The sequence below is a fragment of the Terrisporobacter vanillatitrophus genome, assembly GCF_051148895.1.
GTDB classification, from domain to species: Bacteria; Bacillota; Clostridia; order Peptostreptococcales; family Peptostreptococcaceae; genus Terrisporobacter; species Terrisporobacter vanillatitrophus.
In genome coordinates, this window is the sequence record NZ_CP154625.1 from 1,725,781 (window position 1) to 1,749,726 (window position 23,946).

General features: G+C 28.1%; 23 protein-coding genes. 17 read left to right on the forward strand and 6 right to left on the reverse strand.

The window, feature by feature from the left end:
* The first annotated feature begins 71 nt into the window (after positions 1-71).
* Positions 72-1,700 carry an IS1182 family transposase gene (locus TVTCOM_RS08685; RefSeq protein ID WP_434797079.1) on the forward strand — a complete coding sequence of 543 codons (1,629 nt, stop codon included), beginning with the start codon at positions 72-74 and terminating at the stop codon, positions 1,698-1,700.
* A 183-nt stretch (positions 1,701-1,883) separates the two neighbouring features.
* Here the strand turns inward: TVTCOM_RS08685 and TVTCOM_RS08690 are convergent, their stop codons facing one another.
* Positions 1,884-4,097 (reverse strand): YhgE/Pip family protein, encoded by a 2,214-nt coding sequence (locus TVTCOM_RS08690; RefSeq protein WP_434799439.1) that lies wholly within the window; start codon positions 4,095-4,097, stop codon positions 1,884-1,886.
* A gap of 175 nt (positions 4,098-4,272) precedes the next feature.
* On the opposite strand from TVTCOM_RS08690, the gene TVTCOM_RS08695 reads away from it, so the two are divergent.
* The 4 genes from TVTCOM_RS08695 (at position 4,273) to TVTCOM_RS08710 (ending at position 7,483) form a co-directional block, all read left to right on the forward strand.
* Positions 4,273-4,860 carry a TetR/AcrR family transcriptional regulator gene (locus tag TVTCOM_RS08695; RefSeq protein ID WP_434799440.1) on the forward strand — a complete coding sequence of 196 codons (588 nt, stop codon included), beginning with the start codon at positions 4,273-4,275 and terminating at the stop codon, positions 4,858-4,860.
* 96 nt (positions 4,861-4,956) lie between these two features.
* Positions 4,957-5,421, forward strand: a complete 465-nt coding sequence (locus tag TVTCOM_RS08700; protein ID WP_434799441.1) for a YARHG domain-containing protein — start codon at positions 4,957-4,959, stop codon at positions 5,419-5,421.
* A 198-nt stretch (positions 5,422-5,619) separates the two neighbouring features.
* Positions 5,620-6,900 (forward strand): hypothetical protein, encoded by a 1,281-nt coding sequence (locus TVTCOM_RS08705; protein ID WP_434799442.1) that lies wholly within the window; start codon positions 5,620-5,622, stop codon positions 6,898-6,900.
* 178 nt (positions 6,901-7,078) lie between these two features.
* A complete protein-coding gene (locus TVTCOM_RS08710) occupies positions 7,079-7,483 on the forward strand; it encodes a pyridoxamine 5'-phosphate oxidase family protein (protein ID WP_434799443.1) in 405 nt (134 codons plus the stop codon).
* Positions 7,484-7,601: 118 nt separating this feature from the next.
* On the opposite strand, the gene TVTCOM_RS08715 is transcribed toward TVTCOM_RS08710, so the two are convergent.
* Together TVTCOM_RS08715 and TVTCOM_RS08720 are read right to left on the reverse strand one after the other, a co-directional pair.
* Positions 7,602-7,862 carry a winged helix-turn-helix transcriptional regulator gene (locus tag TVTCOM_RS08715; protein ID WP_434799444.1) on the reverse strand — a complete coding sequence of 87 codons (261 nt, stop codon included), beginning with the start codon at positions 7,860-7,862 and terminating at the stop codon, positions 7,602-7,604.
* A 31-nt stretch (positions 7,863-7,893) separates the two neighbouring features.
* Positions 7,894-8,157 (reverse strand): hypothetical protein, encoded by a 264-nt coding sequence (locus TVTCOM_RS08720; protein WP_434799445.1) that lies wholly within the window; start codon positions 8,155-8,157, stop codon positions 7,894-7,896.
* A 234-nt stretch (positions 8,158-8,391) separates the two neighbouring features.
* Between TVTCOM_RS08720 and TVTCOM_RS08725 the strand changes: the two genes are divergently transcribed.
* The gene (locus tag TVTCOM_RS08725) at positions 8,392-9,807 is read left to right on the forward strand and encodes a YfcC family protein (protein WP_434799446.1); all 1,416 of its coding nucleotides are present in this window, start codon (positions 8,392-8,394) and stop codon (positions 9,805-9,807) included.
* 64 nt (positions 9,808-9,871) lie between these two features.
* Here the strand turns inward: TVTCOM_RS08725 and TVTCOM_RS08730 are convergent, their stop codons facing one another.
* Positions 9,872-11,335, reverse strand: coding sequence for a SulP family inorganic anion transporter (locus TVTCOM_RS08730; RefSeq protein WP_434799447.1), 1,464 nt, complete (start codon positions 11,333-11,335; stop codon positions 9,872-9,874).
* Between the two features lie 332 nt (positions 11,336-11,667).
* On the opposite strand from TVTCOM_RS08730, the gene TVTCOM_RS08735 reads away from it, so the two are divergent.
* Both TVTCOM_RS08735 and TVTCOM_RS08740 read left to right on the forward strand, forming a co-directional pair.
* Entirely contained in the window at positions 11,668-12,891 is a 1,224-nt protein-coding gene (locus TVTCOM_RS08735; protein WP_434799448.1) for a deoxyguanosinetriphosphate triphosphohydrolase family protein, read from the forward strand.
* A 169-nt stretch (positions 12,892-13,060) separates the two neighbouring features.
* Positions 13,061-13,501, forward strand: a complete 441-nt coding sequence (locus TVTCOM_RS08740; protein WP_434799449.1) for a DUF2628 domain-containing protein — start codon at positions 13,061-13,063, stop codon at positions 13,499-13,501.
* A 46-nt stretch (positions 13,502-13,547) separates the two neighbouring features.
* Here TVTCOM_RS08740 and TVTCOM_RS08745 read toward each other — a convergent pair whose 3' ends face one another.
* On the reverse strand, positions 13,548-13,991 hold the full coding sequence (locus tag TVTCOM_RS08745; RefSeq protein ID WP_434799450.1) for a hypothetical protein: 444 nt from the start codon (positions 13,989-13,991) through the stop codon (positions 13,548-13,550).
* 202 nt (positions 13,992-14,193) lie between these two features.
* On the opposite strand from TVTCOM_RS08745, the gene TVTCOM_RS08750 reads away from it, so the two are divergent.
* On the forward strand, positions 14,194-14,589 hold the full coding sequence (locus TVTCOM_RS08750) for a peptide deformylase (protein WP_434799451.1): 396 nt from the start codon (positions 14,194-14,196) through the stop codon (positions 14,587-14,589).
* A 243-nt stretch (positions 14,590-14,832) separates the two neighbouring features.
* On the forward strand, positions 14,833-15,726 hold the full coding sequence (locus tag TVTCOM_RS08755) for a TSUP family transporter (RefSeq protein ID WP_434799452.1): 894 nt from the start codon (positions 14,833-14,835) through the stop codon (positions 15,724-15,726).
* 97 nt (positions 15,727-15,823) lie between these two features.
* On the opposite strand, the gene TVTCOM_RS08760 is transcribed toward TVTCOM_RS08755, so the two are convergent.
* Positions 15,824-16,327: a hypothetical protein gene (locus TVTCOM_RS08760; RefSeq protein ID WP_434799453.1), complete on the reverse strand. Its 504-nt coding sequence runs from the start codon at positions 16,325-16,327 to the stop codon at positions 15,824-15,826.
* 152 nt (positions 16,328-16,479) lie between these two features.
* Between TVTCOM_RS08760 and TVTCOM_RS08765 the strand changes: the two genes are divergently transcribed.
* The 7 genes from TVTCOM_RS08765 to TVTCOM_RS08795 all read left to right on the forward strand — a co-directional run bounded on the left by TVTCOM_RS08765 (position 16,480) and on the right by TVTCOM_RS08795 (position 23,717).
* On the forward strand, positions 16,480-17,973 hold the full coding sequence (locus TVTCOM_RS08765) for a hypothetical protein (RefSeq protein ID WP_434799454.1): 1,494 nt from the start codon (positions 16,480-16,482) through the stop codon (positions 17,971-17,973).
* A gap of 254 nt (positions 17,974-18,227) precedes the next feature.
* The gene (locus TVTCOM_RS08770) at positions 18,228-18,893 is read left to right on the forward strand and encodes a tetratricopeptide repeat protein (RefSeq protein WP_434799455.1); all 666 of its coding nucleotides are present in this window, start codon (positions 18,228-18,230) and stop codon (positions 18,891-18,893) included.
* Between the two features lie 96 nt (positions 18,894-18,989).
* The gene (locus TVTCOM_RS08775; protein WP_434799456.1) at positions 18,990-19,475 is read left to right on the forward strand and encodes a MarR family winged helix-turn-helix transcriptional regulator; all 486 of its coding nucleotides are present in this window, start codon (positions 18,990-18,992) and stop codon (positions 19,473-19,475) included.
* A gap of 128 nt (positions 19,476-19,603) precedes the next feature.
* A complete protein-coding gene (locus TVTCOM_RS08780; protein WP_434799457.1) occupies positions 19,604-20,770 on the forward strand; it encodes an ArsA family ATPase in 1,167 nt (388 codons plus the stop codon).
* 4 nt (positions 20,771-20,774) lie between these two features.
* Positions 20,775-21,011 (forward strand): hypothetical protein, encoded by a 237-nt coding sequence (locus TVTCOM_RS08785; RefSeq protein ID WP_434799458.1) that lies wholly within the window; start codon positions 20,775-20,777, stop codon positions 21,009-21,011.
* Positions 21,012-21,024: 13 nt separating this feature from the next.
* Positions 21,025-22,182, forward strand: a complete 1,158-nt coding sequence (locus TVTCOM_RS08790) for an ArsA family ATPase (protein WP_434799459.1) — start codon at positions 21,025-21,027, stop codon at positions 22,180-22,182.
* Between the two features lie 182 nt (positions 22,183-22,364).
* Complete coding sequence (locus TVTCOM_RS08795) at positions 22,365-23,717, forward strand: peptide MFS transporter (protein ID WP_434799728.1); 1,353 nt, start codon at positions 22,365-22,367, stop codon at positions 23,715-23,717.
* The last annotated feature ends 229 nt before the right edge of the window (positions 23,718-23,946 follow it).

Consider the following 23,946-nt stretch of genomic DNA (forward strand, 5'->3'; position numbering starts at 1 on the left):
GGCGATGCCCTTTTTGCATAAAAAATAAATCCCAAGTTCAAAAGATCTTGGGATTTTTGTATAATTATTTTATGACCAAACAAAATATTATACAAATTGATTATACTAAGTATGGTGATAATTATCAATTAAAATTACCACTAGAGATTGATTATTTAATTCCAAAAGATGATTCAGTGAGGTTATTAAGTCAAACTATAGAGGAGATGAATTTAGAAAAGTTATATCAGACTTATTCTCGAATTAGAGAAAATACAATAACCCCAAGAGAAATGTTAAAAATCATTGTTTACGGATATATGAATAGCTTATATTCTTCAAGAAAAATAGAAAATGCATGCAAAAGAGATGTTAATTTTATGTATCTTTTAGGCGGAGCCTCCGCTCCAGATCATTCAACAATTGCCAGATTTCGTAGTATACATTTCGCACCAGTATCTGAAGAATTACTTGCCCAATTAGCAAATATGCTTGCAGATAAAAATGAAATTTCAAAAGAAACAATATTTATAGATGGTACTAAAATAGAAGCGTCATCTAATAGATATACTTTTGTTTGGAAAAAAGCTGTAACAAAAAATATGCAAAAAATGATGGATAAAATACCTAATTTCGTTTTAAAATGTGAACAAGATTTTGGTATCAAATTAATTTATAAAAACAAAATCAAAATGCATCATCTAAAAAAATTACTAAAAAAACTTAAGAAAATAGCAAATGAAGAAGATGTTGTATTTGTTTATGGTAAAGGTAAAAGAAAATCGCCTATTCAAAAATCTATTGAAGAATTAGATAGCTATATTGATAGATTAAAAAAATACACTAAAGATTTACATATAATGGGTGAACGTAATAGCTACTCTAAAACAGATAAAGATGCCACTTTCATGAGAATGAAGGAAGATCATATGAAAAATGGTCAATTAAAACCTGCTTACAACGTTCAGTTTGGAGTTGATTCTGAATATATAGTCTGGATAAGTGCAGGACCTCAACCAGCTGACACAACTACTCTAATACCATTTTTACAAAATGCAGAGTCATATTTAAGTTTTAAATATCCTAAAGTAATAACTGATTCAGGATATGAAAGTGAAGAAAACTATGTACATCTAGAAAAAAATGGACAACAATCATTTATAAAACCAGCTAATTATGAAATTAGTAAAACAAGAAAATATAAAAATGATATTGGTAGAATGGATAATATGTCTTACAACGATAAAGATGACTATTATCTATGTAAAAACAATAAGAAATTAACTGTTACTAGCACAAAAACCAGAAAAAGTACAACTGGATACAAGTGTGAAATAACTTGTTATATGTGCGAAGATTGTAAAGGATGTCAATTTAAAACTAAATGCATTAAAGGAAATAACTGTAAAACTCCTTTAGAAGATAGAACTAAAAAACTTAATATTTCAAAAGTATTTAATGAAAAACGTAAAGGAAATTTACAAAGAATAGTGAGTACCGAAGGTATTCAACTAAGAATGAATAGAAGTATTCAAGCCGAAGGAGCATTCGCTCAAATAAAACAAAACATGGAATTTAGAAGGTTTTTATGTAAAGGTGAAAAAAATATTTTAGCGGAATGTATTTTATTAGGAATGGCTTATAACATAAATAAATTGCATAATAAAATACAAAATGGAAAATGTAAAACATCCCTTCATCCTTTAAAGAAAATCGCTTAATTTTAATATAGATAGCTAAAAAAACGGTATTTCAAATACCTTTATTTGTCATGCTTATTTTTAGTAAATATAAGTGAAATAAAATTATTTTCAGTAGTTTTGAGTTTTAAATAAGTAAAAAGGAGCTATCGCCCAACGATTTTTCAATCGTTTATGCGACAGCCTCTTATTTTTATTAATTTATTAAACTGCTAATTTGTCGTCCATATGATCTTCAGTAAAATTATTATTATTAGATTTAAATCTTACTTTAAATTCAAGGAAAGCAATTGTTATTAATATCATTACTACAGCTATAGAAGTAAGGAAAATTAAATGGCTTTCTATATTAGATCCACCAGATATTGTACTTCTGAATGCAGTAACTACGTGAGTAAATGGAAGATAATTAGTTATTTTAGCTACAAAATCACCTGATAATTCCAAAGGATAAGTACCTGTAGAACCAGATAACTGAATAACCATAAATATTAGAACTAAGAATTTACCAACTACTCCAAAGGCCACATTAAAGAAGTATATTATACTCATAAAGGTTATTGCGGCAACAACTGCAACTAATATGGTGCTATTTAAATCAGCTGGGCTAAATCCATTAAAGAAGCTTAAAGCTGAAATCATTCCTATTGAAGCGAATATAATTGCTGGATACATAACACTTGCTTTACTTAGCCATAATCTAAATCCTGATTTTATCTTTGAGCTATTTTTAGTTAATGGATAAACTGTGCAGAATCCCATACATCCAACCCAAAGACCAACAACCATCATATATGCAGCCATGGCATGACCATTATCTGCAACTTTAGTTATTTGAGTTTTAGATGAGTCTACAGGTGATGCAAACATTTTTAATGTGTCATCATTTATTGTAGAAGTAGTATCTTTTACAGATTTAGCTCCGTCCGCTAAACTTGTTTGAAGAGTATTACTTCCATCATAAGCAGTTTTTAAACCGTCTTTTAAACTTACAGATCCATTTTTTAAATCCGTAACACCAGAGGATATTTTATTTGTACCATCTGAAAGTGATGTCATACCAAATTTTAATTTAGGATTATTAGCTACAAGTTTGTCTGAGCCAGCTTTTAATTCATTGGCACCAGCACTTAATGTATTTAATCCATCTGAAAGAGTTTTTGTAGATGATTTTAAAGTAGTAAACATTTCTTCATAAGTAGAAAGATTTGAGTTTACTTCTTTTACAACTGCCTCGGCTCCTTTTTCAGCTGAACCTGCTGCAATTTGACTCATAGTACTAGATACTGATGGAGAAACTGCACTTGTTATAGAATCAGCCGTAATATTAGAAGAAACACCTTTCAAAGTATTTGATACTATTCCAACAACTAAGCCTTGGGCTTGCTCTTTAGTATATCCTGCTGCTTGAAGAGCTCCTACCATTTGAGTAATCTTACTATCACTAAGTATTGCAGAAGATACTGCCTTAACTGTATTATCTGAAGTTAAAGTGTTACTTACTTTATTGCTAACTGCACTACCTATACCAGAAGATAATTGCTTAGAGTAATCAGAAACACTAGAAGCTGCTGTATTTTTTAAAGTGTTTTTTTGCTCTTCACTTAAAGATATATTTGGTATAGAAATTCCTTTAACAGCAGAGTTTAACTGATTAGCACCATCTGCCAATTTGTTAGCACCATTTGCAAGTTCCCCAGAAGCTGAATTTAAAGTTTTTACACCTGCTAAATAAGTATCTAAACCTTGTGATAAAGTATTTGTACCATTAGTAAATGTTAGCATGCTATTAGAAAGAGTGTTTAAACCATTACTTAGTTTCACACCACCATCTTTTAAATCACCTAAGCCGTCTTTAAGTTCTAAAGAACCGTCAGATGCTTCTTTAAGTCCATCACCTACAGTGTCAAACTGTTCAAATACCACATCTGCATAATTTTCAGTTACCTTTTCAGAAATTGTGTTTTGAACTTTAGTTAAAGCAGTTTCACTCATTTTACTGGCGATATAGTTTTTGCCTGGATTTGTAGCATATTCTAATACCATTTTCTTAGGTTTTTTATCTAATAAAGTGGTAGCATCTTTTGAAAAATCTTTTGGAATAGTAATTACCATATAATAAGTACCATTTTCCAAACCTTTCATTGCCACTTTTTCATCAACAAAATTAAATGCTAAGGAGTCATTTTCTTTTAGACTATCAACAAGTCTTTCACCCACATTTACTTCCATATCCTCATAATCAACAGAAACATCATTATTTACAACAGCAACTGGAAGATTGCTGACTTTACCATAAGGATCCCACATGGAACTTAAAAATAAAGTTGAATAAATAGTTGGGATTGCAATTATAGCAATAAGAGCCACAATTAGAAATTTGTTTTTGAATAAGTCTTGCCATTCTTTTTTTAGCATATATATCACCCTTCTCAATATTAAGTTTTCATTAAACAACATGGTGTTGTTTTTTGCTATAATATGAATTATAATTTTGTAAGGAATAATATTCAATCATTAAAAATGTGAAAAATGTATAATAAACGACATTTTTTTTAAAAATGTTGTTTATTATACAGAAAGGAGTAAATTTATGAATGTAAAAAATGACCGTAGAATTAGAAAGTCAAAAGAATCTTTAAAACATAGTTTAATAAATTTAATGAAGGAAAAGCCAATAAATAATATTACAGTAAAAGAATTAGTTTCAGATGCGGATTTAAACAGATCAACTTTTTATAATTACTACTGCGATATACCAGATATGTTGGAAAAGTTAGAAGCAGAGCTTTATAATGAATTTATACATATTTTAGAGTTATATGTTATTAAGGATAATAAAACTCATGATATTTTTAAGGAAGCTCATGGATTTATTGAAGATATGTGTGATGTTATAAACGAAAATGTTGATTTCTGTAAATGTATTTTCAGTCATAATGGAGACATAAGTTTTTTATTTAAGTTAGAGGAGCTAGTTGAAAACCATATTAAAGATCAACTTAGACAAGATTTTGATGGTAAGATAGATCATCCTGCTTATGTATATTCCTTTGTTAAAAGTGGATATATTGGTATATTAAAATCATGGATGAAGGGTGGATGTGTAGAATCTTCACAGGAAATTGCTAGCTTAACATATAATTTAGTAAAAGGTGTTTTATATAGCTGTAAACTATAATTATTAAATATTTATAGCAGTAATAGTAAGTGTAATTTCTCACTAAAAAAACACATATAAATTAATAATATGTGGGTCTTTTTAGGAGGGAGTTTATTGTATAAAAAAGGGGCATTATTAACGATTTTAATTTGCACCTTGTCTATGACAGGATGCATAGTAATCAACAATGGAAAAGATGATGATACCAGTAAAGAAAATTCTACAACAAATAAAACCACAAAAGAAGTTATTATACAAGATAATAATAGTAATTCAAGCAGTAATAGCTCCAGTAATAATTCTAGTAGTGCATATGAAGTAGATGGATACATTTTTTATGATAGTGATGTTAGATACTTAACAGGGGCAGATCTATCAGGCCTTTCCAGTTGGGAACTAAAGCTTGCTAGAAATGAAATATATGCTAAACATGGAAGATTGTTTAAAGATTCTTCTCTTCAAAATTATTTCAACTCTTGTACTTGGTATAATGGATATATTTCACCAGATAACTTTAATGATGACAGTTTAAATAGTGTGGAAAAATACAATGTTAAACTGATTAAGAAATATGAATAAGAAATATGCTATATTATATAAAAATAGAATTTAAGTTGTATTAAGGATTTAATACTGTGCTTTATACTGGGATGAAATTTAATTCCAGTATTTTTTATATATATTTTGAATTTTAGCAAAATAAAATCTGTCCGTATATAAAATATAAATAAATATAAGGAATAATATATAAATATGAAAAATTAAATGGAGTTATATATGATTAATAAATTAAACAATTTGAATTTAAGTAACAATGATTTAGAATTAAATAATATATACAAAAATGAAGAATCAAATTCCATAAATATAGGTGAATCAAAGAGTGAAATAAGTAATACTTTAAAAGATGTTCAACAAAATTACAATAAAGATATGGTAATTAAAATAAAAGAAATGATAGCTAAAGCTGAAATCATAGCTATAAAAATAGTTAAAGGAGAGTCCTTAACTCCCAAAGAAAAAGAGTTTATTAATAAGAAATATCCACAGTTAAAAGAATTTGCCACTAAATCACATAAAGAAGCAAATGAACTAAAAATTTTTATAAAGATGAGTAAATTAGGCGAAATACAAAACAGGGATAAGGATATTAATAATTTATTAAATAATGAAAAGATAAAAAACAATACCTTACTTAAAGAGTGTAGAATTACAGAAAGTGAGTGGAAAATAAAACAAGAATCAATAGGTGATATTGAAAAATATTTTGTACAAGTTAAGAAAGATTTATCTAAACTTGAAAATATATTATTAAAATTTATAAAAGGAAAGAACTTAACATCTGAAGAAAAAGAATTTATAGACAAAAAATATCCAGAGTCAAAAAATGTGGTTAATGAGATAAAAAATGAATATGAATCTTTGAAAAATATTATAAAAGAATGCAAAAGTTGTGAAGATGTAGATGAAATAATCTCAAAAGAAATAAATAAATTAAAAAAAGAAAAAAACATAGAACAAGGGAATAAAGAAAATACGCTAAAAACAATAGTAGTTAAATTAAGAAAAGAAATACTAAATGAAGTTATAAAATCTTCTAAACAAACAATTAAAAATGAAGAAGTAGATTTAAAAAAATTAGAATATATAAAAGATAATATATTAAAAGGAGAAAAAATAACTTTAAAAGAACTTAAATTTATACAATCAAAAAATCCACAAATAAAACAAATTGTAGAAGAAACGGTAAAAGAAGTTATAGATTTAAACTTAAAAAAAGAAAATATTAATTCTAAATTAGATAAGAAGGCAGTAATGTTAAAATTAATAGAAAATACAAAAGAAGAAGGAAGTAAGGGATCATTATCCCAGTTGGAAGTGAAAATTAAACTACTTATATTAGAAGATAAAGATGATATATATAGTAAAATTGTAAATCCTGAATTAATATATACAGTAAATCCATTTGTCTATTTTAAAACTAACTTAATGTCTGTTAGCTTAATATGCGTGGGAATTGCAAGTATAATTTTAGTAGTATCATTACTTTTAAGATAGAAAATTCAATAAATAATTAATAAAAATTATATGAAATATTAAGGCTATTACTTAAAGGTTTCTCTAAGGATACTAAGGCACTTTAAAGTGCATACTTAAATAATTATTTACTTTGTTTTATTATTAATTTATAGGCAGTATCTAAGAAAATAAGTTAATAAAAGGAGAATAAATACAAATGAATGAAGTATTACAATTTTTAAATGAAAATCCAGTTCAATATTTTGCAACAGTGGGAAAAGACAACAAAGCAAAAGTAAGACCATTCCAATTTATGATGGAAGATGGTGGGAAACTATGGTATTGTACTAGTAGTAAAAAAGATGTTTATAAGCAAATGCAAAGCAATCCATATGTGGAAGTTTGTGTTTCAACACCTAAATTTGAGTGGATGCGTTTAAGTGGAAAGGCAACATTTACAAATGATATTGACATAAAGGAAAAAGTAATAGCATCATCACCACTTGTAAAAAATATTTACCAAGAAGCTAGTAATCCAATATTTGAAGTGTTTTATTTAGATGAGGCAAAAGTTATAATATCTGATTTCTCAGGAAATCCACCAAAAGAATACAATTTATAGTAAAATAAAAATTCTAGTTATTATGCATGATCAATGATAATAACTAGAATTTTTTATTGCTCAACTATCTCACTTTTGTATTTATCTCCCCATGCATACATGGAGTCTAAAATTGGAGCTAGACTATAGCCAGTTTTTGAAGTGTATATTCCACCCTTGGAGGAACTTCAGGAAAAACTTTTCTTGTTAATAGTCCAGATGATTCCATAGCTCGAAGATTACTTGTAAGAACTTTTTGGGTAATTCCAGTAACTGATTTTTTTAGCTCTCCAAAACGCTTAGTTCCAGTTAATAAATCCCTCATAATAAGTAGCTTCCACTTGTCACCTATTAGATGTAAAGTTATTTCTACAGGACAATCAGGAATAGGCTTTGTCATTTTAATACCTCCTATAGTGCAAAATAAAATGTTAGTATCTTTTTTTCTTTTTCTTTTTTTTCTTGCCTTTATTTAGACGCTTTTGTTCAGCCTTGTATGCTTGTTTTGCTGCTATTTCTTTTGCTTTTTCTTCTGCATTTCTTTTTTCTAATCTATAAACATATAGGGTTAATAATAATAAAACTAAACCCATAATAGCAAATATGTAGTTTTTAGCATATAATCCCAAAACTATAATAATACTATCAACTATAATGCCTACGTGATTTTTATATTTCATATAAAAATTTTTCATATTTGTCCTCTTTTTCTTTTGAATTTTTATATATCTATAATAAAAAAACATAGGTCATTAGTCAATAATAATTTTACAAAGAAACTATAAATACAAGAAAAAAATTATGGAAACAAAGCCATTAATGTAATATTAGTGGCTTCATTTAATTTAAATCAACTCACCATTACATAAAATAGATTTTAATGGCAAATTTAATATAAATAGTAAAAGTCATCAAAGGAGAAATGTAAAATGAGCGCAAATGGAAATAAGAAAAGATCATTTAAGTTACCAACGGCTTATACTGTACTTTTAGCCATAACAGCAATTATAGCAATTGCAACATATTTCATACCAGAAGTTAAGAAGGCAACTTTGGCGGATTTTGTTATGGCTCCCATAGCTGGGTTACAGGAGGCAATTGATATAGCCATCTTTGTCCTATTAATAGGAGGCTTTTTAGGAGTAACAACAAAAACAGGTTCCTTAGATGCAGGTATAGGAAATGTAGTTGCCAATTTAAAGGGAAAAGAATTAATTTTAATACCTGTTTTAATGTTTTTATTGTCTCTTGGAGGAACTAGTTTTGGTATGGCAGAAGAAACTATAGCTTTTACAGCTTTAGTTACAACTACTATGATAATAGCAGGATTTGATCCTTTAGTATCTGTGGGAACCATTATTTTAGGAGCAGGTTGTGGTGTTTTAGGATCTACAGTTAATCCATTTTTAGTTTCAGTAAGTATAGGTACATTAAAAGAAGCAGATATAGCTGTAAACCAAGTAATAGTAATTGGTACAAATGTGGCTTTATGGTTATCATCACTACTTATATCTATATTTTTTGTAATGAGTTATGCTAAAAAAGTTTATGCAGATAAATCAAAAACATTATTGTCAGATTCAGAAATAAGACAAGCAAATGAAGCTTTTATAGGAAATGAAGAAGGTAAAGAAGAAATAATAGAATTTACTGGACAGAGAAAAGTCGTATTAGCACTATTTGCTTTCACCTTCTTAGTAATGGTAGCAGGTGTTATACCTTGGGAAGAATTTGGTATAAATATATTTAAAAATACAGCATTTTTAAATGGTGCTCCCCTTGGAAGCTGGTGGTTCTCTGAGCTAGGTATGTGGTTTGTAATTATGGCAATAATCATAGGTTTAGTATATAGAATGAAAGAAGTAGAAATAGTAAATTCATTCTTAGACGGAGCAGCTGAAATGGTTGGAGTTGCCTTAGTTATAGGTGTTTCAAAAGGTATATCAGTTATAATGAGTTCTACAGGATTAGATGCATATGTATTGTCAAAAGCTTCATCAGTATTAGTTGGAATGTCACCAATTATATTTACAATAGTTGCTTATTTAATTTATATGGCATTGTCATTTTTTATACCTTCTACATCTGGACTTGCAGGTTTATCAATGCCTATATTTGGGCCTTTAGCAGTTAGCTTAGGATTTCCACCAGAAGTAATAATCTCCATATTTAGTGCTGGTAGTGGGATTGTAAACTTAGTTACACCAACAAGTGGTGTTATTATGGGAACACTAGCCATAGCAAAAGTTGATTTTTCATCATGGGTTAAATTTGTAAGTAAAGTTTTATTAGCAATTTTTGTAGCATCAGCAATTATATTAAGTATTGCTATGATGGTGGTATAAATTAATTTTTAAGATCATAATAAAAAATACTCCAATAGTTTCCTATTGGAGTATTTTTTCTATATTAGTGACCACTAGCCATTTCTAAACCGCCTGGCTTATTATGAACAGCCATATTATATATTAATTCTAAACATGAGTCACTTAAACCTATTAAATTAGTTTTTACACCATTTTTATGGTATTTTATAACAATCTTATCTATAGCATCAACTGCTGATTCATCCCAAATTTTAACGCTGGAGAAGTCTATATCTATTTCTTTTGTATTTTCAGTATAGCAAAAACTATTTATGAATTTCGTAGTTGAAGCAAAGAATAATTGACCTTTAACTTCGTATTTAACGTACCCATGAACTTCATGCTTTACTACATTTATTTCTGATATCTTAGATGCAAAAGCTATGGCACTTAATATTATACCAACAATTACACCATAAGCTAAGTTATGAGTAGCTAAAACTACTAGAACCGTTGCTAACATAACTAAAGTATCTGATTTTGGAACTTTTGAAATTCTTTTTATAGATCCCCAGTTAAATGTTGATATGGATACAACGACCATAACTGCAGCCAGTGAAATTACTGGTATTTGAACTACAAATTTGTTTAATATTATTACTGAGATTAACATGGCAGTTCCTGCTGTAAGAGTAGATAATCTTCCTCTTCCGCCATAGTTGTTGTTAATTATTGTTTGTCCTATCATACCACATCCAGCTATACCACCGAAGAATCCTGCAGTTAGGTTACCAAGTCCTTGTCCTACACATTCTCTGTTTTTGTCACTTGGGGTATCTGTCATATCATCAACTAATTGAGCAGTTAATAGTGACTCAACTATACCAACTAAAGCAACTGATATAGAGTATGGCAATATTATGAATAAAGTTTCAAAATTAAATGGTACACTTGGTATTATTAATTTTGGTAAGTCTGTTGTTATTCTACCCATATCACCTAGAGTTTTTATATCTAAATTAAATACAACTGATATTATAGTAATAGTTATTATTGCTACTATTGGAGCAGGTATTGCTTTGGTTATTTTAGGGAATAGGTATATTATTGCAACTCCCAATGCTCCTAAAACTAATAATATAGGTGCACCTTTGAAATGATCTACTTGAGATTGTAACATTAATATACCTAGAGCATTAACAAATCCTATCATAACTGGTTTTGGTATAAATTTCATTAAGTTACCTATTTTTAAATAACCTAGTATTATCTGAATAATTCCTGTAAGTATTGTTGCTGTAAGCATATATTCTACACCGTGGCTTCTTACTAAACTAGCTAATACTAAAGCTGTAGCCCCGGCAGCTGCTGATATAAGTCCTGGTCTTCCTCCAAATATTGATGTTATTAAAGATATACAAAAAGATGCATATACTCCAACCATAGGATCAACTCCTGCTACTATGGAAAAACCAATTGCCTCTGGTATAAGTGCCATACACACAACTATACCACCTAGTAAATCTCCTTTAACGTTTCCTAACCATTCTTCTTTCTTTTGCCTCATAAAATTCCTTCTTTCTTTTATTAGATTTTTAATTTATATCATATTAATACTTTTACAAGTTATCTCCATTGACAACTTTTTATATTAATTTTGTATATTTTAGTCCAAATATCAGTATATGGTGTTTTTAATATAAATATACATTTTATAATATATATACATATTAGTCAAATTTTTCATAAGATTAAGTTTTTAAAGTTCTTTAGTATTTATAAACTTATTATAATTAGTTTATTTTAGTACATTAATAAGAAAAACAAGATATAGAGCATAATAGTGCTATAATATTCTTAATATATAACTTATATTTGAATTATATATGGAGGGAGATTATGTATAAAAAATTTTCTGATGTGGCAATGAATGAAGATAGAAATTGTAAAGAAGCAGTTTTAAGAGAAAAAGAACTATACTCAAGAAATAATGATATCAGAAGTGAGTTTGAAAGAGATTACACTAGAATTTTACACTGTTTAGCATATAGAAGATTAAAACATAAGACACAAGTATTTTTTAACACACAAAATGATCATATTTGCACAAGGATGGAGCATGTATCTCATGTGGAATCAGTAAGTTATATTATAGCTAAAGCCTTGGGGCTAAACTTTGAATTGACAAAAGCCATAGCAACAGGTCATGACTTGGGCCATGCACCTTTTGGTCATGAGGGCGAAAATGTTATTAAAAAAATATTAGAAGAAAATCTAAACTATTCTTTTTGGCATGAAAAAAATGGTTTAAAAGTAGTGGATAAGTTGGAATTACTCCAAGATAATAAGGGAAAACTAAGTAACTTAAATCTTACATATGCAGTGAGGGATGGTATAATCTGTCATTGTGGTGAAGTAGATGAAAATGGGATTTTTCCTAGAAAAGATTTTATGGATTTAAATAATATAACAAATCCTGGGCAGGTGCAACCTTACACTTGGGAAGGTTGTGTTGTAAAAATTGCTGATAAAATAGCTTATCTTGGAAGAGATATAGAAGATGCGCTTCTTTTAAAAATAATTAGTCGTGATGATTTAAAAGACGTATATGAACTAGGACATAAGTATGGCCAAAAAACAGTAAACACTTCAGTAATAATGCACGAATTAATGGGCGATCTTATTGAAAACAGTTCTATTGAAAATGGAATTTGCTTTTCTCATGAAAAACAGAATTTTATTGACTCCATAAAAAAATTCAACTATGAAAAAATATATAATAATGAAAAATTTAGTTACTATAAAAAATATGCAAACTTAGTAATCAACAGTATATTTGAAGAACTATTTAAATATTATGATAAAGAAAATACCATAAATAATTTACAAGCTAATATAGATAAGAAGTATAGATTTGTCCTAAGTGATTTTAAAGGTTGGATAATAAAATATTGTAATGAAAGTATTTTTGATCCTAAAGATTTGAAAAATAGTCTTAATAATGTGAAGGTTTATGGAACTTTAGATAGTGAAGATGTGTATAAAGAAGCCATAGTCGATTATATTTCTTGCATGACAGACGCTTATGCAATTAAATGTTTTAATGAATTGATATCTTTTTGATGATAAAAACTTAACAAATAAAACGAAACTTATTATATAATTAAGTTTTGTGAATTTTAAAATGGGTATAAATACTGTTATAAAAGGAAAATAAATTTTAAGCAAAATAAGCAAAAATATGATAATATATTAATTATTTCAATAATTAAAACATCAAGGAGATAAATTTATGCAACAAGTAAATGAATTAAATTTATTCATACAAAAGAATCAAAACTTCTATGAAGAGAAATTTAAAAAAATGGATGATTCGGGGAAAAGCATATCTTGGAATTGGTCAGCATTTTTTATGGGCATATATTGGATGATATATAGAAAAATGTATTTTAAAGCAGGAGCATTTTTCATATTAAGCTTAGTAGCATCTTATACACCATATATTGGAAGCATACTAAATTTTGCAGTTTTAATTGGCATAGGAATATATGCAAATGCATTATACCAGGATGAGATACGTGTAAATATGGAAAAAATAAAGGGATTATTACCTGAGGCCAAAGAGATAATTGCCAAGAAAAGAGGGGGAACAAACTTACCTCTTGCAATTGGCTTATATGCAGTACACAATATAGTGGCCATAATAATTTTAGTTACAGTTCCAGGAATATAAATAAAAATAGCATTCACTAATTAATTTTAGTGAATGCTATTTTTATCTATTTTAAACCTAAATTTGAAAGCATGCTAGATATTCCATATGTTTTATCGTATTTTGAGTAGTACTCTTTAAATACATCATCCACGTTAGAATTTCTAAATACTTCAAATTCAATTCCTTTAAATTCGCCTATAATACATTTTAAGTTAGTATTATTTAAGTAATTTATTAATCTTAATATGTATTCTTTTATATCATCTTTAGGTAATACATTTAATTCATCAATATTTTCAGCTACTATGCAAGCAGACTCATTTAACTCTTCTTCTGAAAGGTTATAATCCAATTTAGATATTATACTTTCCAGCTCTTCTTGGCTAAGTTCTAAGTCATCTATATTTTTACCATCTAAAATTTCTTGTATTTTATCTAAAATCATAGATTCATTCCAAGCATACTTATTAGAATTAGATGTTATTTTATTATCAATATTACTATTCATTTTATAAATCTCCTCACTTTAATTTAATCTTATTATATCAAAAATTATAAATTTTATCAGTAGGGGTAACTAGTAAAATTTTTCTTCAATGGATAATAAAGAATAGTAAATTTTTATATGATATAATAAGAAAAACATATTATGATAAAATAGATATATAAGCAAAATTGGAAAGGTTGGTATAAATATGATAAAACCAATTATGAAGGACATATTGTTTTTAGGAGAAAAATCAGAACTAGCTACTAAAGAGGATATACATGTAGTTGATGACTTAATTGATACATTGAGGGCAAATCTTGACAATTGTGTTGGAATGGCAGCAAATATGATAGGTGTCAAGAAATGTATAATTGTATTTGCTGTAGGAAATGCAATAGTTCCAATGATTAACCCAGTTATAACTAAGAAAGAAAATAGTTATGTGACAGAAGAAAGCTGTTTATCTTTAATAGGTGTTAGGCAAACAACAAGATATGAAACGATAGATGTGGAATATTTTGATAAAAGTTTCAAAAAACAACAAGGTACATTTACTGGATTTGTGGCACAAATTATTCAACATGAAGTTGATCATTGTAATGGAATAATTATTTAGAAATAAGATACTAGTAGAAATACTGGTATCTTTTTTCTGAAATTTTTGAATATAATATACTATTTTACTAGAGTTGTGTATAATTCAGCCTTTTAATAACAAAATAAGACATGAAAAAAATTATGTATTTAAAAATATAAAAAAATTTTAAAAAAAAATTAAAAAAGGTATGGAAAAAAATGAAAAATGAATGTATAATCTTCCTTGGCAAAAAATATTAAATTTTAGGGGGCTAAAGCAATTATGCTAACAGCAATTTTAGGCGCATTAGGCGTTATAACAGCAGGTTATACAACAGTTTATGTAAATGACTTTAGAAAACACAGAGATGCATCTGAGGCAAACGTATTCAAAGCAGGATTAGTTATAGGATTCATAACAGATTTCCTAGATGCAATAGGAGTAGGTTCTTTTGCAACTACAACAGCAATTTTAAAATTTAGTAAGAAAGTAAATGTACCAGATAAGTTATTACCAGGAACATTAAACGTTGCTCATGCACTACCAATGATAGCGCAAGCGTTTTTATCACTTAACGCAATATCTGTAGACATCACTACATTATTATGTATGATAATATCTGCAGTTGTAGGTTCTTGGATAGGAGCTGGTATAATATCAAAATTACCAGAGAAAAAAGTTCAATTAACTATGGGAGTAGCTCTTGCAGGAACAGCTGTCTTATTAGTATTAGGTCAATTAGGATTAATGCCATCAGGTGGAGAATCAATGGGTCTTACTGGTGGGAAATTAATAGTAGGTATAGTTGGTAACTTTATACTTGGAGCATTAATGACAGCAGGTATAGGTTTATATGCACCATGTATGGCAATGATTGCACTTCTTGGAATGAATCCAAAGGCAGCATTCCCAATAATGATGGGTGCTTGTGCATTCGTTGGACCAATAGCTAGTACAAAATTCGTTAAAGAAGGAGCTTATGAAAGAAAGGTATCTATGGGTATAACTATAGGTGGTGTAATAGGTTCAATTTTAGCATTATTATTTGTAACAAACATGCCAATTTATTGGTTAAAATGGCTAGTAGTCCTTGTTGTTGTTTATACTTCAGCAACTATGCTTAAGGCAGCTAAGACTAAAGAGGCAGAAACTCAAACAGAAGTAAAAGCAAGCTAATATTTAAAATTAAATTTATTAAATATAATATAAAAGTCTACTTTTAAAATAAAGTAGACTTTTTTGATGCAAATAAAAACTTTTATAAATTATAATGCTAGCACAAGTTAGGATTTTTTTCTTCATATAAATTTGTAACAATATCACATCTTTTGTTTATATAACTACTAATTAATATTAGTATAAAGTTTAACGATATTATTGTAAGAAAAATAGCCAGATTATTTGATGATGCTAGAATAAGTTTGGCTTTTTCCATGGAATACATAGAAAATAATATAAGCACAATACATTCAATATAAAAGATAAAAAGATCTATAAAGTCTTTGTAAATATGAGTTATATCTAAAATACTTTTTTTAAAGGTTAATAGGGACAATACTTCACTAAATAATCCAGATTTTTTTAATATGATAATAGTAGTTTTTAGTAGTTTAAATATTAGTATTAATGGAATCAAGAAAACCATAATAAGTCTAATATTAATATATATAAAAATTGTATCTGTATAAAGATTTTTACTTAGTAATAGTAATAAAGGCATATCAACCAATAGTAATAGGGCATTTATTGATATTTTATTTATTTTTATTTCTTTCACAGTAGCCCTCCTTAGTAGTTTGAAATAATTTATATTAAGTATAACATAAATTTCAGAAATTTATAAACAAATTGACGGAGTGTGGCATATATTGTTATAAGTAGGTATTAATTTAAATGCTTATTCAGATTAACAAAAAGGTTGGTGGGATAATGTATAAATTTAAAAATCTAACACCTGTGAATGGATTAGATTACAGTAATCTAGAAAATGCTAGACAAAACAATTATTGTTGGTCTATGAGTGAACTAGATGATTATATATATGTAGGTACAGGTAGAAATATAATATTAGTAATACTTCAAACTTATTTTGGAAGTAGCTTAAATATACCAACATCTATATATGCTCCAAATCAAGATAATAGAGCTGAAATTTGGAGATATAAAAAATACTGCCCAGATTCTTGGGAAAAAGTATTTACAGTTGAAGAAGAAAGAGAATTTGGGTTTAGATATATGGTCAACTTTAGACCTTTCAATGGAAATCCAGCTCTTTATGCAGCATCAGCAGCTACTGAAGGATATATGCAAGTATACAAATCAGTTAATGGTGTAGTATGGCAACCAGTACTTTCTGATGTTTTACCAAATAGCACTATAACTGGAACTTCATCAAGAGCAATGGTAGTTCATAAAGATAAGTTATATTTGGCAGCAATAGATGAATCAGGTCTAGGACCACAGACTTTACTATATAGTAGTAGAGATCCGGAGTTCTTTCCATGGAAATTAGAAACTCCAGAAGGTACAAATCCAGCTAGAAACCCTCAAGGTGCAATATCAAATATGGCTGTATTTAACAAACGTATATATGTGGCAACAAGTACGCAAAATGGAGTTCAAATATGGAGAACTAATAAAGAAGAGCCTGCAGTAAATGATTGGACACTTGTAGTAAATAATGGTTTTGGCGATGGAGATAACGTATATTCATTAAGTATGGGAGTTTTCAAAAACCATCTATATGTAAGTGGAACTAAAGAATTGCCTTTAGCATGGGCTATACCAAGAGGCTGTGATATAGTAAGAATAGATGAATATGACAATTATGAAGTAGTAGTAGGCCCAAATAGTGTATCTGGAATTTTGTCAGGATTTAATAATCCATTTAACGTATATGCTTGGCAAATACAAGAATATGAGAATAAGTTATTTGTAAGTACTTTTGATGATTCTACAAATATGCAACTTATTCTAGAATTATTATTAGCCAATAGAGAAAATATACCTTTACCACAGTGGATAGTAGATATTTTAATAGGAATATACGAACTTGTAGTAGAATTACTAAATAGATTTAGATACCCATTTGGATTTAATTTATATGTATCTAAAAATGGTGTAGATTTTGATCCAGTATTTTTAAATGGACTAGATAATAGATATAACTATGGTGGAAGAATACTATATGTAGACAGTGAACGTGATTTATATATAGGAACTGCAAATCCATACCAAGGACTAGAGGTTTGGAGAGCTTCTCAATGTGGATATTATTATGGTAAGAATGATAATGACTGTGATTTTGAAGCAATTAAAGAAGAGTTAGAAAAAAGATTTACAACATTACAGCCATATATGCCACAAATTCAAAAATTTTTACAACCAATGTTTAGTAGATATATCCATAAAAGAGATGAATAATAAAATTAATAGGTGCTTATTTTTTAAGTACTAATTTATGGAGCTGTTTCTTTGAGGCGGCTCTTTAATTATGCAAAAAACAAAATATGCAAAATAATAAAAAAATATAGTAAACTTATAGTAAGTTATAAATTGAGAAACTTAAAATATCTAAAAATGATTAATTATTAAAATTGATATGTGTATAAAATAAGTAACAAATGGGGTGTTCTTATTTTAATATATAAAATGTGTTTAATCAGGGGGGAATTTAGATGGTTTTAAATCAAAGGGCTATACTTGATAATAAGCTGCCAAATGATGCTAAATATTATCAAGAGTGCTTTAGTGTGGGGTTAAAGTATTACTATGGGGAAGTCTTTGAACAAAATGATAAAAAAGCGTTTATGTGGTTTAAAAAATCAGCAGAAGGCTCAAACATCGATGCTCAAGTAATGCTTGCTAATATGTACTATAAAGGTAGAGGAGTAGAAAAAAACTATGAAAAGTCTTTCTTTTGGTTTGAAGAATCTGCAAAGAAAGATAATGAGCATGGATTATATTTTGCAGGAGTAATGTATAAAGAAGGAAAAGGAGTAGACATAGACTATAAAACTGCATATTTATATTTTAATAAGGCAGCACAAAAAGGAGTTGCCAATGCATATTTTAGATTAGGTGAAATGTATTTTGATGGATTATATGTAGAGCAAGATTATGAGCAAGGATTAGAATTATTTAAAGAATCTGCTAGACAAGGATATATTCGTGCTCAACTGGAGTTGGCAGCAATGTATTGTTATGGGGTTCATGTTGAAAAAGATTTGAAGGAAGCAAATAAATTGTGCCAAATGGTATTATCACAAAACAATGAATTGTATAATAATATTTTAAAAGAATATGAAATCCTTGAAACTATAGAATGTGAAAGTCATCAATAATTAAAAGATCAAAAAAATTCAAAAATATGGTTGACAAAAGGATACTTCGAGCATAGAATTAAATTAATTCGAGAATAGAAATAAATGGTGAGACTTATGAAAATAAATAAAGAAATATTTGAAAAAGACTTTTATAGTTATATTGATAGCATGAAGGATTTATTGTCTCCTCAGCTATGGCAAAATGTATTATTTGATTGTTCAAAAAATGAAATATTTATATTATGGTTTCTTTACAGACACAAAGAAGTCAATATGACTCAAATAGCACAGTACATAAATGTACCTTTAAATACAGCAACGGGAATTATTAACCGCATGGAAAAGAAAAAACTAGTATCTAGAACTCGTAGTGTGGAAGATAAAAGAATAGTTGCTATATGCTTGGATACAGATGGAGATGAGCAAATTGAAGCTATATTAAAGGAATTTATGTACTATGGCAAAAGAGTTATTGAATCTTTTACTGATGAAGAAATAGAGCTTTTCTTTAACATGATAAATAAACTTATGGACATTATGAAAGAAGAAAGAAACAAAGAAAAAACTAAGCCAAAGATTAGAAAAATTTCAATTGATTAATAATGCATATATTAAAAATGAGCTGTTGTATTTTACAACAGCTTATAAAAAAATAAATACTTCGAGAGTGGAAGTATTCTTAATAAGAAATAGTTTGTTTTAAATGATAAAAATTTGGAGGGATAAATATGAATAGAATTTATATATTTACTGGAAAAGGTGGCGTTGGCAAAACTAGTGTGGCAGCAGCACATGCAATAAAAAGTGCCAAGGATGGATATAAAACATTACTAGTAAGTACGGATATGGCACATAATTTAGGTGATTTATTTGATATGCATATTGGAAAAGAGCCAATATCTATAATTGAAAATCTAAGTGTTTATGAAATTGATCCAACTTATATAATAGAAAATGATTTTACAGATATTATGAAATGCATGAATAATATGCTTCCAGAATCTGTAGATAATTCCATGGAGGATTTTGGCATACTACCAGGGACTGAGGAGTTGTTTTCTCTGTTAAAAATCAATGAAATATATAATGAAAATATATACGACAGAATAATTGTAGATTGTGCACCTACAGGAGAAACTTTATCTTTGTTAAAATTTCCAGAACTGCTTTCTTGGTATATGGAAAAGTTATTCCCTTTAGGAAAAATAGGCGTGAAAGTTTTAGCACCTATATCAAAACAGTTTTTCAAAATTGAGCTGCCAAATAAGTCTGCCATGAATGATATAGAAAGATTGTATTTAAAATTATCTCAGCTACAAGAGTTATTAAAAAACAGAGAAACAACAAGTATAAGACTTGTGACGATGCCAGAGAAAATGGTAGTAGAAGAAACGAAGAGAAATTACATGTATATGAATTTATACAATTTCAATGTGGATGGTATTTATATAAATAGAATACTACCAAAGGATATGAATAATTCCTTCTTTGATGAATGGTTAAATATTCAATCAAAATATATAAAGGAATTAAAAGAAATATTTGTAGGAATACCTACTTATAATATCCCTTGGTATGATGAAGAATTAATAGGAATCAATGGGGTAAATAGAATTTGTAATGATGTTCTAAATGACAATAAAGTTTTTGATTTTGTGGAAATAACAAAAAGAGAAGTTTATGAAAAAAATGAAAATGGATATTTACTTTCTGTGTTCATACCACTGGCTAAGAAAAGTGATTTAGATTTATATCAATCAGAAATGGATGTAGTGATTAAACTTAACAATTTTAAAAGAAATATACCTCTACCAAATATACTACGAAATTATTTAATAACTTCAGCAAAATTAGAAGAAGGAATACTCAAAATTCAATTTGAAAGAGGAGAATAATAAAATGAATAAAGAATTATTTAATAGATTATGTGAAGCTAAAAAATATCAAAGTATGGCTATAAAATCCTTATTCCCAGAAAATATGGCTAATCACCTAGATGTTATAGAAAAAGAAATGAAAATCATGATGATGGAATGTATAAGTGATTTAATATTACCAGATATTTTTGAAAGTAAAGATAATAGTAAAGATAATAAAGAAGAAAACAAGAGTGTTAAAAAGGTGAATATAGATTAAAGGAGGAAACACTATGAGAGTAATTTTATATACAGGAAAAGGTGGAGTTGGAAAAACAAGTTTGGCAGCTGCTAGTGCTTGTAAAGTTGCCAAAGATGGAAAGAAAGTACTAATAATGAGCACTGATCAAGCGCATAGTTTAGCAGACTCCTTTAATATGAAATTAGACAAAGAGCCTACAAAAATTAATAAAAATTTATACGGTATGGAAATAGATACAATATATGAAGGGGAAAAAAGCTGGGGAAATCTAAAAGAGTATATGAAAAGATTGCTTACAATTAAAGGTGAGGGCAGTATTGAAGTGGAAGAACTTTTAGTGTTTCCTGGATTAGAAGAACTATTTGCTCTATTTAAAATTTTAGAAATATACGATAAAAAAGAATACGATGTTTTAATAGTGGACTGTGCTCCTACTGGTGAAACTTTATCTCTTTTAAAATATCCTGAAATGTTATCAAACCTTATAGAAAAAGTACTTCCAATAAAGAGAAAAGGAGCTCAAATAGCAGGTCCAACCATTGAAAAAGTAATGAAAATACCTATGCCTGAAGACAATGTTTTTGATGATATAGAATATGTAATGAAGAAAATGGAGCGTTTACAAAGCTTAATGTTAAACAAAGACATAGTAAGTCTTAGAATAGTCACAACTCCAGAAAAAATAGTTATAAAAGAAGCAAAAAGAAACTTCACTTGTTTACATCTATACAATTATAATGTGGATGCCATAATTGTAAATAAAATTTATCCTAAAGAGGCAATGGAAGGTTATTTTACTAAATGGATAAAAATGCAAGATGAAGGATTAAGAGAAATAGAAGAAAGTTTTTCAGAAGTACCAAGATATTATTTGGAACTACAAAAATGTGAAATTAGAAATATTGAAGTACTGGAAAAAGTAGGGTCTAAGTTATTTGAAGATGATGATATTACAAAGGTATTGTTTAAAAAAGATATATTTACCATAGAAAGAAGTAAAGAAAGCACTATTATGAGAATACTTTTACCTTTTGCAGATAAAAGGGAGTTGAATTTAAAACAAGATAAAAATGAAATTATTCTCAGTGTGAAAAATGAAACTAGGCGTTTTCCTTTGCCTGTAGATTTGTATGATAAGGAGATTACAGGTGCTAAATTTATTGATGGATATTTGTTAATTAATTTTTAGTTTATAAAGGCCTACACAAAAATGTGTAGGCCTTAAAATTATACTTTACAATAATATTATGTTAACAATATTGTATACAGAAAAAATTATATATAAATGATTGACCATATATATAATTTCTGATACCTTTCTCTTAGGGGCAAAAATGTATTGACAGAAACAAAAAAATTAGGAGGGGAAATATAGAAAACACTGTAAAAACAAAAAGGAAATATCCAAAAGGCTTTTATGTATGCGCATTTTCATTTACATTAGAGCGTATGGCATTTTATTCTTGTAAGTGGCTAATTGCCTTGTTTGTTGCAAAAACATTGATTGAAGGTGGCCTAGGCTTAACTGACGCTGATGGTGCAAAAATGAGTGCAAATTTAGTAGCATTTACATACTTAACACCTATAATTGGTGGATATATAGCAGATAGATGGGTCAGTCCTAGAATCTGCGTGCCTTTAGGAACATTATTAATGGGTCTGGGATATTTATGTGGATGGCAATCTGCATTACAAGGTTCAGTTGCAATGATATGGTTAATGATTATTTTAGTTTCTATTGGAACAGGTTTATTTAAAGGTAATGTATCAGGTATAAATGGTAGATTATTTGAAGACAAGGATCAGCTAGATTCAGCTTTTACAATTCAGTATTCATTTGTAAATATAGGTTCATTTATAGGTACAACAGCTGTATCATTTGTAGCTTATGGAATAGGTTTTGGACCAACATTTTTAGTTTGTGCCCTATTATTATTCCTTGATACTATATGGTTAATATTTGGAGGAAGAGCATATTTTGGTGATATAGGTAGAAAACCATTTAAAATCAATGAAACAAATATTGAAAGTGAAAAAAATAAACAAAAAAGTGATAGTGAACCTCTAACTAAGCAAGAAAAGCATAGAGTTGCAGCTATTTTCCTTGTAACTTTATTTTCTATAATTTTCTGGGTTGTATGGTACTTAACATACATGCCAATTATGTATCACTGGGGTCCTGACTTTGATTATGCTAATAAAGCAAATTGGATGATTGGTAACTTTACAGTTCCATCTGCATGGTTTGACTCATTAAATGCTTTATGTTGTATAATTCTAGGACCAGTACTTGCTGCTATATGGACTAAACGTGCTAATTCACCAAAAGGTGATTTAAGTATGTTTAAGAAAACTGCATTAGGTATGTTACTTCTTGGAATATCATTTGTAGTAATGGCTGGAGCTGAAGTAATAAGAGGAGAAAATCAAGCAAACTTAATGTGGATTGTTGCAGTAGGTATATTAATGTCTCTTGGTGAAATGGTATTCTCACCACTAGGAAATTCATTTATATCTAAATTCTCACCAGCAAGAGTTTTAGGACTTATGATGGGAGTATGGCCATTTGCAATATTTATAGCCGGTAAATCTTATGGATATTTATATGAATTTTTAGGTAACTATTCATTTGCACCAGCATACGGTTTAGTTGGAGCAATAGTTCTTATCTGTGGTATAATATTATGGACATTAGATAAGAAATTCAATACTTTAGTAGAATAAAATCTACATTTTAAATAGTTAAAATGGACTAAATATATAAATAAGGGGCTGTCGAATAAATGATTGAAAAATCCTTGGACGATAGCTCTTCTTTATTTATTTGAAATTTAAAACTACTGAACTTTGTTTAGGAAGAAAATAACATTTGAAAATCATTTATAATAAATTTAAACATATAGACACATTATAAAATAAACTATACTATAATTATATTGAAGATTGTTAAAAA